The sequence below is a fragment of the Psychrobacter sp. YGAH215 genome (genome assembly GCF_007280595.1).
GTDB classification, from domain to species: domain Bacteria; phylum Pseudomonadota; class Gammaproteobacteria; order Pseudomonadales; family Moraxellaceae; genus Psychrobacter; species Psychrobacter faecalis.
In genome coordinates this window covers 1-11,025 of record NZ_VKLR01000041.1, presented here as the reverse complement: position 1 = coordinate 11,025, position 11,025 = coordinate 1, and the positions used below count along the sequence as shown (strand labels likewise).

Genomic DNA, 11,025 nt, shown 5'->3' with positions numbered 1-11,025 from the left:
AAAAACTTTGATGCTAGCGCATCTAGGTCTTTTTTTCACCTTGCATTTGGTATTGCACTTCATGTGTTAATCTAAGAAATATAAAAGCACTGATGCTCGCTATTAGCATTGTATCTGCTTAGAGCAAAAGCTAAAAACTAAGCGTTTAAGCCACTGCTCTAAGCAATTCAACCCTGCCAGTTAAACCATCACTATTAAATTATTGTCATGAAACCATCTGATTAACTTGCAGCAAATTTATGATTAACGCAACTCATCAACGACCGCCAGCATAGCGATTAACGAGGCTTCCCCTAATTTAATAGAACGCTCAGGTGACCAACCTGTATCTTCAAAAGGTAAATTGGCATTCTCTTTAAATGGCATCTCTAAGGTATTGGCAAGGCAATCAAAACGCTCGGCTACCCAGTGGGTGGCAATCGTCATATTTGCTGTGCCCGGCGCATCAATGTCATAACCAAATTCAGACTGAAAATCGGCACTGGCCAATGTTAAGACTTCTGAGAATTTATCACGTAGATGGGCAAGGCGGTCGTTATAGCTTGGCGTGCCCTGCGAGCCGGCAAGGAACACATAAGGCAGCGCTTCATCGCCATGCACGTCATAAAATAAGTCAACACCCGTTTCTTCCATTTTATTGATGACATGAAACACTTCAGGGCTTTTTTCTAAGCTTGGGTTTGCCCATTCACGGTTTAGATTCGTCCCTACCGCATTGGTACGCAGGTGCCCGCGTACACTACCATCAGGATTCATATTCGGTACGATATAAAAATTGGCTTTTTCTAATAACAACTTAGCCGTGGGATTATCCTCGTCTAACAAACTGTTTAATAGTCCTTCAACCAGCCATTCAGCCATTGTCTCGCCCGGATGCTGACGCGCCGTAATCCAAATACTGCGCTTCTTGCTGTCACCATTACCCACTTTTACTAAGGTTAAGTCGCGTTTATCAAGCGTTTCGCCCAAATGCTCCACACACGCGAGCGGATGCACTTGCACCGCCGCTAACAAGTCTTGATGACGCTCATAACTGTACGGGGCGAAATACGCAATTTGAATACTTTCGCACGCAAGCTCTGCCGTTATCGTTAACTTACCCTCCTTATAAGAGGTTGGCAGACGGAACCAATACTCGCGATCATAGGAAGCCACCGCTTGATAATCCTCCCAGCCTGCAAGGTAGGAGGCCTTCCCTGCATTCATAATGTTGAGTACGTACTGCTCGCCAACCTCGCCTGATAGACGAAAGTTAAACCACTGAAAAAACTCTCCGCCCACGTCTGGACGAATCGCCAATTGAATGTTGGTTTGATCTTCTGCATTGATAACCTCAATATTACCGGCATCGAAATTTGCGCTGATATGCATAATCTTTTCCTAATGGTTTTTGTAAATTAAAAGACAGATACTAAAAAAACTGGTGGTGTGTCAGAAAGTATGCTGAGGAGATGAAAGGAGGGTGACAGCCAAAGCAAGATGATATATTTGAGGTTATGAAGACACAAATACAGATCAATTGCCCCGACTGTCACAGCTCCAGTTTTTCGATACATGGTATAAAAAGCTATGGCAAGCAGAACTACCAGTGTAAGAACTGCAAACGTCAATTCATTGGCGACCATGCCTTAACTTATCATGGCTGTCACTCTAGAATAGAAGATAAAATACGGCTAATGACAGTGAGAGGCTGTGGCATTAGAGACATTGCTATTATAGCCTCAGTTAGCATTGGTAAAGTGCTTAGCACCATAGGCTCATCTGTTTATAAGATTGCGCCTAAGAAGCGCAACTATGAACGCTTAGAGGTTGATGAGTTCTGGATTTACGTGTATCGCAAGAAGCGTAAAGTCTGGCTCATCTACGCTTATGACCGTGCTACCAATGAGATTGTCGCTTATGTCTGAGGCAAACGCGACTTAAAAACGGCTCAGAAACTAAGAGCGCGTCTAAAGCAGCTCAAAGTCAGCTATGGCTCTATTAGCATGGATAACTGGGATAGCTTTATAACCGCATTCAAGCCTGACAAGAAACAAATCGGCAAGCAGCATACGGTAGGCATAGAAGGTAATAACTGTCGCCTTAGGCACCGATTGCGACGAGCCGTTCGAAAGACCTGCTGCTTCTCAAAGAAGTTTGATAACCACTTTAAGGTGGACGATGCGTTTATTTTGCTTTAACGCGGTTTGGATGTTGAGTGGCAGGGCTGTAAATGCAGCGGCTTCTTTGCTTATTTTATTCAAATTATCCTCATAATTAGGGGCTGGTTATTGCGATATTAATAATTTGTTATCGAACAAATTTTCAAAAACTCAAGTCTGTATAAATGGCTTACCTTTCTACCTTAATATACCTCACTTTTTCATAGATAAAAGCCTATCCAAAAATAATATTCATTGTATTGTATTGTATTGCATTGACCATTTACCTTAAAACTCATTTTCTAAAACCCTTAACTACCTTTATATAAAAAACACTTATCTTCAATCCATCAAATTAACATTTTTATTTATATATTGATAATAATTATCATTTGTAATATTATTCGCATCCATAGTTACACCCATTTTACGCTATGTTGCTATTTCCTATATTTAAACACCTATTCTTTTATTGATAATTTATTGAGGTTTTTATGCGCTTATCCCGTCTTAGCCAAGCAGTGGCACTTATCAGCGCGACTTTGATGCTAACTGCTTGTGGCAATGATTCTGATGACACCACAATCATTGATGGAACGCCGCCACTTTTGACCACTGATAGCAATTTTACCGATGGCTATAGCGCGGTGGCGGCAATATTTGTTTCTGGGCAAGTGCAAGATAGCAGTGGCATCAAATCGTTGACATATAAGCGCAACGAAGAGCCAGTGCAAAGCTTAGACTTTGATACAAACGGGGATTTTGACGCGCGTATTTTATTGGCATTAGGTAGCAATAAAATCACCTTAGAAGCTACAGATAATGCTGGCAACATTATGCGCTCGACCAAAACTGTCTATCTAGGCGATACTGTCGCGGCGGGTGGCTCACATACAGCTGCTCTGCGCGATGGACAGCTGTATGGCTGGGGGCGCAATAATTATGGGCAAACCGGTCTGGGAATGACCACAAAAATTGCTGACGTCATGGGTCATCCAGATACTCCCATGCTGATGCACAGTGCACCAAAAGACCTTGTGTCTATTAAATTTAACCAAAATCATTCGCTGGCGCTAGATGCTAAAGGTCAGGTTTATAGTTGGGGCGAAGATATTTCTGGGCAATTAGGACGCGGCAACACCGGTCGCAATGACTGTAGTAAAACAGAAGATTGCCGCCTAGATATCGGTGCCATTGATGGTATTGACAATGCGGTGATGGTAGCGGCAGGATATAAGCATAACTTAGTACTTACCAAAGACGGCAGCGTGTGGGCGTTTGGCGCCAATACCCAAGGTCAGCTTGGTAATGCGACAACGATAAATAGCAGCACACCGGTTAAGGTTGATTTTTCAGCAGCCGCTGACATCGGTCATATTGTGCAAGTGGTGGCCAGTGCCAATAGCTCGTACGCGTTAGATGATAAAGGTCAAGTTTGGGGTTGGGGCAGCGACGCCTATGCCAATCTAGGTCGCGGTCAAGAATGTAACCAAGCCAATAACTGTATCAATGTTAATGCAAGGCCGATTCGTATTGATGTTCTGAGCGGCAATACCAACGCTCATACCAATGTTGACGTTCATACTACTAACGCTATTGTCCCTACTCCTCAGCTTGCCTCTGACCCAAACATTGGCCTTGAAAAAGTAACCCAACTTACCGCTGGCCGTGACCATGTATTGGCGCTAACCAATAAAGAAGCCGTCTACGCTTGGGGGCTCAATGCCAGTAGCCAAATAGGTTATAACGGCGAAAAATTCAATGCTACTGAAAGCGCTTGGGCAAATACCATTCTAACGCCAACCAAACTGCCATGGTTTACTGATAAGAATATTCGCCGCATCTATGCGAATGGCAATGCCAGCTATGCGTTACTGGACAATGTGTCATCGAACAATGGAACATCGGAAAATGGCTCAGCGACAGATGGTATTCTTTACGCGTGGGGTATGTTTGGGGAGACAAATAGCGCAGGCAAAACTGTCTATAAGGATTTAGATGAGCCGACCAATAAATTACCTAACTTAAAAAATATCGACAATATGGCGATGGGCGTCATGCACTTGATCGCCCATGAAAAACCTCTGCAGCAAAATACCAATACTAATACCAATACCTCGCATAGAGACGGTCAACTCTTTACATGGGGTTGGAGCTTTGAGGGCTCACTCGGTAATAAAGACACTACCCACGTTTGGATGTATAACACTCCTATGCCAGTCAATTTACCAAGCCAGCTATAAACGCGACTTATCTTTAACATGAGTATGCAATAGCAAATGTAGTGAACAAGGGCAGCCAAATTCATGTTGCCCTTGTTAAATTATGGTTTTGTTAATTTCTGCTTACTCATCTTTGGTATTTTTTTTCATAATTTAATAAATGATATTTTTAGCCATTTTAGGTCTTACCATGTCTCTACTGCCTCATTCACCAAATCACTGCTCACCAAACCTTTCAAATCCTCTCTCTACTCTTTTATTCCCTGTCATACGCCGTGCGCTATTTTGTCTAACGGTAACTTTACTACTAAGCGCTTGTGGCGGCTCGGACGGTTCCGATAACTCAAACAATGACAGCTCTAACACCCCGAATTTACCTAGCCAGCCTACGCCGCCAACTATACCTGAAAACCCAGACAGCCCAAACAATCCTGCAACTGATATCAATTGGCTACCAGCCGGTGGCAACGCGACCATCGCTGCCGATATCTCAAGGCCATTTTTACAGATTATGCCCAATCTGCCAAGCAGTGCCTTGGGCGGCGTATCGCCAGGTCGTGAGCTCTTTATCACCGAATGGACGCCAGCCAACCAGGGTCGCGTGCTCTTTGATGGCGTTGGCCCCTTATTTAACGCCAATGCCTGCACCCAGTGCCATAGTGCTGAAGGACGCAAACCCATTTATGCGGCAGATGGCGAGCTAAGTGACGCTATATTATTTAGGCTCGGCAATAAACAAGGGCTTGCGCACACTTATTACGGCGAGCAAATGCAACATCAAAGTATCGATGCCAGCATCGCAGCCGAAGGTAAAATGCGCTACACCATCACAGCGAGTAATGGCAACCAACCTACCGGTATCCAGTTTAACTTTAGCGCAACCGACCCCAATCAGCCGCTGGGAGATACCGCTATCAGTGGGCGCATCTCACCGCAATTGGTCGGCATGGGTTTGCTCGACCTAATTCCTGAGGCGGATATCATTGCGGCAGCTGACCCTGACGATAACAATCAAGACGGCATTAGTGGGCGCGTACATTGGGTACAGGATGGCAAACAGCGGCGCATTGGCCGCTTTGGCTGGAAGGCGATTAACTCAAGCCTACGCACCCAAAACGCCAATGCCATGTCACAAGATATGGGTTTGACCACTTCCGTATTTATGGATCCCAATTGTACAGCCAATCAGCCGATTTGTTGGACAGCACCCAATGGCGGCACGCCTGAGGTTTCAGACAGCAGCTTGGATGCGGTGACCGATTTTATGGCCGCCTTGGCAGTGCCTGAGCGCCGAGTGGCTGATTTATCGACCTTTAATAAAGGCGCGCAGCTCTTTACCCAAGTGGGCTGCGCGAGCTGTCATACGCCAAAACAAAAAACGGGCGCTAGCGGGCGCTTTCCGCTGCTCGCCCAGCAAACTATTTATCCTTATACCGATTTATTGCTGCACGATATGGGCAAAGGTTTAGATGACGGCGTTAAAGAAAAAAATGCCGAAAGCTATGAGTGGCGTACACCGCCATTGTGGGGTATTGGTATTGTCGCACGTGACCCAGAAGCACGGTTTTTGCATGATGGTCGCGCCAGCAGCTTGACAGAAGCGATACTTTGGCATGGCGGTGAGGCAGAAAGCGCTAAGACACGTTTTACAAAATTACCCGCTACGCAACAACAAACGCTGCTAAGTTTTTTAAACGGCATTTAATAATCATTATGACAAGGTGAAATAAAAAAGACCGCTAGAGTGGTCTTTTTTATGCCATAAATGTTAATAGCGTAAATTTTGTTGCCATACTCATTTTATGATAAAAAGATTATTGCAAATAGCCGTTTTTAGCCATGATGTTTGGCGGCAACTCGGTTTCACCCAAGGCTTCTAGCAAATTAATCTCGATATTCCTGGATAAAGCGGTCAGCGGTAATTGGTTGGCAGCCAGCCCAAAAGGCTCTTCCAACTCTTCACTGAGCGCATCCAAACCAAAAAAGGTATAAGCAATAACGCCGCAAATCAAAGGCGTCACCCAGCCTAAAGAAGAAACCAGACCAAAAGGCAGCATAAAGCAGTACAAATACGTCGTGCGATGCACCAGTAACGTATAAGCAAACGGCAATGGCGTGCTATGAATACGCTCACAGGCGGATAATACCACCGTCATCGAATTGATGCGCTCGTCCATATTTTGCAGCATAAGATCTGACGTCAAGCGCTGCTGCCGACAATAGCCAAGCTCTTTACCGAGCAGACGCAGCAGATAATCCGGTAAATTTTGCGCCTGCTGCATGCTGGTATGATAAACGGGCTCAACAAAACGCTCAACATCTTGCCAAGGCGCACTGTCACGCAATCGATGACGCAGCGCATGAGTAAAAGCGATGCTCAGATACACCAGTCGGCGCTGGCTATCGCGCCCTTTCTCACCCTCATCATCTATATAAGACAGCACTTGACGAGTAAAGCTGCGCGTATCATAGACCAACTGACCCCATAGCCCACGAGCTTCCCACCAGCGCTGATAACTGGCATTATTGCGAAAACCTAGAAACAGCGATAAGGCTATCCCAAGCAAGGTAAACGGCGCGACGCTATAAGAAGAAAAAGAGCTGGGAAATCCGTGCTGGATATTGGTGATAAAGGCACTAATCAGGCTAATGAGCAAAATCTGCGGATAGACCTTGGGCAGAATGGAGCCACGCAAGGTAAAAAGCAGTTTGATGGCGCTTGGCTTTTGCTTGACGATCATTTTAACGTCCTAACGAATGATGCTTATAATTGGTACTTATAGAGTAAAACTAGCGTTTTTACAGGACGAAATGATAACAGACTAAAGAGGTATGAGCAGAAAAAACAGCGATTTATCCTATTTTAATTGGTTAGGAATTTTTACCACGCATTTATTTAATAAATTTCTGCAAAATCATCGGTTGTTATAATGATGTAAGAATGACAGGTACAAGGATACACGGCAGCTGTCAGCGCTTAAAAATACGATTATAGTAGGCAGGTAATAATTATTTAAATAAAGAAAACTCAAATAAATCGAGGAAATACACCATGAAAAAATTAGGATTAGTTATCGCGGTATCGGTAGGCTTAAGCGCTTGTGCAGGCGGCATGAACGGTGGCACCACGCCGGGCAATTCAAACAATATTGTCACTCAATATCCCGTTGAAGCGGCCATTCTCAATATTTACACCAAAGCCCGCAGTCAAAGCTTGGTGGCAAACGTTGGCAATCAAACCGCCTCTGCTGACATCAAAGTCACGCCCAAAGGCAGCATGGTATTTAACAATAAACAAGTCCAAGGCGCTGAAGTAAATACCATTAATAAAGTCAACAATCAAGTCACTGATCAATCAGTCGCCATTAATTACTTTACCCTTAATCCATTGGTATTCCATGGTTTCACTGACAGCTCAGGTAAGTACTCAATTTCCAATCAGACCACAACCATTCCCAAAATGGCAACGGTTGGCTCATCAAGTAAATTGATTACTGAAGATGTCTATGCCGATAGAAGCATGCGCAAAAAAATAGGTACTTACAATCAAGATTGGTCTTTGAGCAGAGATACCAATAATACCGCGTGGTTTTGCATAGAAACCTCGGCTAACTTACTACTCAGTAACGATCCTAACGGCAGCTCGTCAGAATGCTATAAAATCAATGCGCGCGGTGATATTCTGGATAGCAAAGTAACGATTAGCCAGCCGTCTACAAACGGCACTAAAACCATTACCTTTACCAGTCTATAGTTTTTATCAGCTGATGGCTGTTATCAGCTGATAAAAACTATAGACTGACAGCCATCAATTTGTCAGTTATTTAGGAATTCTATGGATCAAATGAGTGAATGGGTACTCGGCATCATGGCAAAGTTTGGCTACTTTGGCATTATATTTGCCATGTTTGCTGAAAACGTTTTCCCGCCTATTCCATCTGAGGTTATCATGCCCGCTGCTGGCTTCGCCGCTTCTAAAGGCGATATGAGCATTGTCTTGGTCATTCTAACTGGGACGCTTGGCGCGGTACTGGGTGCGCTACCCTTATACTATTTGGGTCATAAATTCGATGAGCCGCGCTTGATCGAGTTCACTGAAAAGTACGGCAAATACGTGTTTATAAAACCTACTGACATCACCGATGCCAATGCATGGTTTGACAAACATGGCAAAATGGCAGTGTTTTTTGGGCGTATGGTGCCGGGCGTGCGTTCGCTAATTTCCATCCCTGCCGGTATGAATAAAATGTCGTTATTACCGTTTTTGGCGCTAACCGCTTTAGGCGCCAGCATTTGGACCGCGATATTGGCGCTAGCCGGGTATTACTTGGGTCAAAACTATGACGCTGTCGCAGGCGTGTTAGCCCCCTATTCTAAGGCCATCGGTATATTAATCGTGGTTGTTATCGGTTTACTCATCAAGCGTCGTTTGTCTTATCGAAAAAATAGCAATAATGACAAAAATTCCGATTAGCGTTGAATATAAACGGCCTATCACTCTTACAATACTAACCCAACTTAATATAATAGCTAAGTTCAATAACCACTTAGCTTCACTAATTTGGAGCAGAATTTTCAAATCCTAAAATGCTTATCTCAGCGTTTAAATCTTAATTCTTAAAGTTTTTACTCCTCTCTTTTCTAGTGCGCCAAATCTTAAGAACACCTAATTAAATTTATAACTCATCAGTATAAAAATCGTGAACGAATATTGCGCAAATGATTCGCTTATTTGTAAACATTCATTTAAAATACATCTTATGGAAGCCAATTTATTAGCTCACCGCTTTTATAATTTTATTGTCGCATCTGATCATTTCTATAGTGATTTTCGTTTTATCTAACTATCACATTAGGATGCTAAGAACCGATATAAATCGAGCTTTGTTAAATGAGCCACTTATTTTTAATTTTTGGAGAGCCTTATGCGTCTTTTTAACTCTACAACCTCTCAGCCTCAAGCCCTCAGCTATTCTAAACTTGCATTAGCTTGTCTTCTTGCTCTTGGTACGGTAGGAATGGTCGGTTGTGATAAATCAACCCCTGATAAGGCCACAGCAACCAGCGTGGAAACCACTCAAACCACAAAAGACAGCAAAGCGCCAACCACCAAAAATGGCGAGCTACCAGTGATTGATGCGGTTATCACCCATGCGCCTGAAGTACCACCACCCATCGATCGTGACTATGCGGCAAAAGTCATCGTAAAAATGGAAACTGTAGAAAAAACCATGCGTCTAGCAGATGGCGTTGAGTACAACTTCTGGACATTTGACGGTCAGGTACCAGGACAATTTATTCGCGTACGTCAAGGCGATGAAATTGAGTTCCATTTATCAAACCACCCTGATTCAAAAATGCCGCACAATATTGACTTACATGCGGTGACAGGTCCAGGGGGCGGCGCTGCTGCTTCGTTTACCTCTCCTGGTTATACCTCAGAGTTTAACTTTAAAGCCTTAAAACCAGGCTTGTATGTCTATCACTGTGCGGTAGCGCCCGTCGGTATGCACATCGCAAACGGTATGTATGGCCTAATTTTGGTTGAGCCAGAAGGCGGTTTACCAAAGGTTGATCGTGAATTTTATGTCATGCAGGGCGATTTTTATACCAAAGGCAACTATGGCGATAAAGGACTGCAGCCTTTTGATATGGAAAAAGCGGTAAAAGAGCAGCCAGATTACGTGTTATTTAACGGTTCAGTTGGGGCGCTCACCGGTGAAAACTCATTGAAAGCCAACGTCGGTGAAACGGTTCGTCTATTCGTTGGTAACGGTGGTCCTAACTTGGTGTCATCATTCCACGTGATTGGTGAGATATTTGACAAGGTCAATATGGAAGGCGGTAGCGCTGAAAACCATAATGTTCAAACCACCCTTATCCCCGCAGGGGGCGCCGCGATTGCCCAGTTCAAAGTAGATGTTCCAGGCGAGCTTGTGATGGTTGACCACTCTATTTTCCGGGCATTTAACAAAGGTGCGCTTGGTATCATCGATGTCAAAGGTGCAGAGGACAAGAAAATATATTCAGGAAAAGTGCGTGAAGACGTCTACTTACCTGAAGGCTCAGCGGCACAAAGTCTTGGTAAAACCAATGCGCCAGCGCCTGTCGTGACCGCTGCCAACAAGCAAGAAAGAATTAAAATGGGTGAGTCAGTTTACGCTAGTAACTGCGCGGCTTGTCACCAATTAAATGGTGCTGGTATACCAAAAGCCTTCCCACCATTGGCCAAGTCTGACTACCTCAACGAAGACCCAAAACGCGCCGTCGATGCTATCTTGCATGGCTTGACGGGTAAAATTACCGTCAATGGCGAGGAGTACGACAGTGTCATGCCAGCTGTTGCCCTAGATGATGAAAAAATCGCCAACGTCGTTACTTATATTATTAACAGTTGGGGCAATAAAGGTGGTGAAGTGACGCCAGAAGAGGTCAAAGCTGCTCGTAAATAACCTAGAAAGCTACGCTAGTTAATAGGGTTGCAATTAGACTGTTCGATGAAAAAACTCTCATTGAACAGTCATTTTCAATACAGTATCTGATTGAACAAGCGTTTGGCACCGTCCTTTTTTTGGTTTACTAGGAGATTAGGGCGTGTTGAACATTGGATATAAATTTCTGGCAAAAAAAATAGCGAACGGTTAATCTTTAAGTTCTCACAC

At 44.1% G+C, this 11,025-nt stretch carries 7 protein-coding genes and 1 pseudogene; 6 read left to right on the top strand and 2 right to left on the bottom strand.

The features are described from left to right. Positions 1-243: 243 nt before the first annotated feature. Positions 244-1,371, bottom strand: coding sequence for a M14-type cytosolic carboxypeptidase (locus tag FOR85_RS12180; RefSeq protein WP_144298126.1), 1,128 nt, complete (start codon positions 1,369-1,371; stop codon positions 244-246). A 125-nt stretch (positions 1,372-1,496) separates the two neighbouring features. Here FOR85_RS12180 and FOR85_RS12175 point away from each other — a divergent pair. From FOR85_RS12175 to FOR85_RS12165, 3 genes and pseudogenes are all read left to right on the top strand, one after another. Further along, positions 1,497-2,180, top strand: a pseudogene (locus FOR85_RS12175) (IS1 family transposase). Between the two features lie 455 nt (positions 2,181-2,635). Continuing rightward, entirely contained in the window at positions 2,636-4,384 is a 1,749-nt protein-coding gene (locus tag FOR85_RS12170) for an RCC1 domain-containing protein (protein WP_144298125.1), read from the top strand. A 169-nt stretch (positions 4,385-4,553) separates the two neighbouring features. Continuing rightward, positions 4,554-6,068 (top strand): di-heme oxidoredictase family protein, encoded by a 1,515-nt coding sequence (locus tag FOR85_RS12165; protein ID WP_190295556.1) that lies wholly within the window; start codon positions 4,554-4,556, stop codon positions 6,066-6,068. 109 nt (positions 6,069-6,177) lie between these two features. Here FOR85_RS12165 and FOR85_RS12160 read toward each other — a convergent pair whose 3' ends face one another. Continuing rightward, the gene (locus tag FOR85_RS12160; protein ID WP_068404910.1) at positions 6,178-7,104 is read right to left on the bottom strand and encodes a bestrophin family protein; all 927 of its coding nucleotides are present in this window, start codon (positions 7,102-7,104) and stop codon (positions 6,178-6,180) included. 311 nt (positions 7,105-7,415) lie between these two features. On the opposite strand from FOR85_RS12160, the gene FOR85_RS12155 reads away from it, so the two are divergent. The 3 genes from FOR85_RS12155 (at position 7,416) to nirK (ending at position 10,815) form a co-directional block, all read left to right on the top strand. After that, on the top strand, positions 7,416-8,117 hold the full coding sequence (locus FOR85_RS12155) for a hypothetical protein (RefSeq protein ID WP_144298123.1): 702 nt from the start codon (positions 7,416-7,418) through the stop codon (positions 8,115-8,117). Positions 8,118-8,198: 81 nt separating this feature from the next. After that, positions 8,199-8,837, top strand: coding sequence for a DedA family protein (locus FOR85_RS12150; protein ID WP_144298122.1), 639 nt, complete (start codon positions 8,199-8,201; stop codon positions 8,835-8,837). Positions 8,838-9,288: 451 nt separating this feature from the next. Further along, entirely contained in the window at positions 9,289-10,815 is a 1,527-nt protein-coding gene (gene nirK / locus FOR85_RS12145) for a copper-containing nitrite reductase (RefSeq protein ID WP_223808636.1), read from the top strand. Positions 10,816-11,025 lie beyond the last annotated feature (210 nt).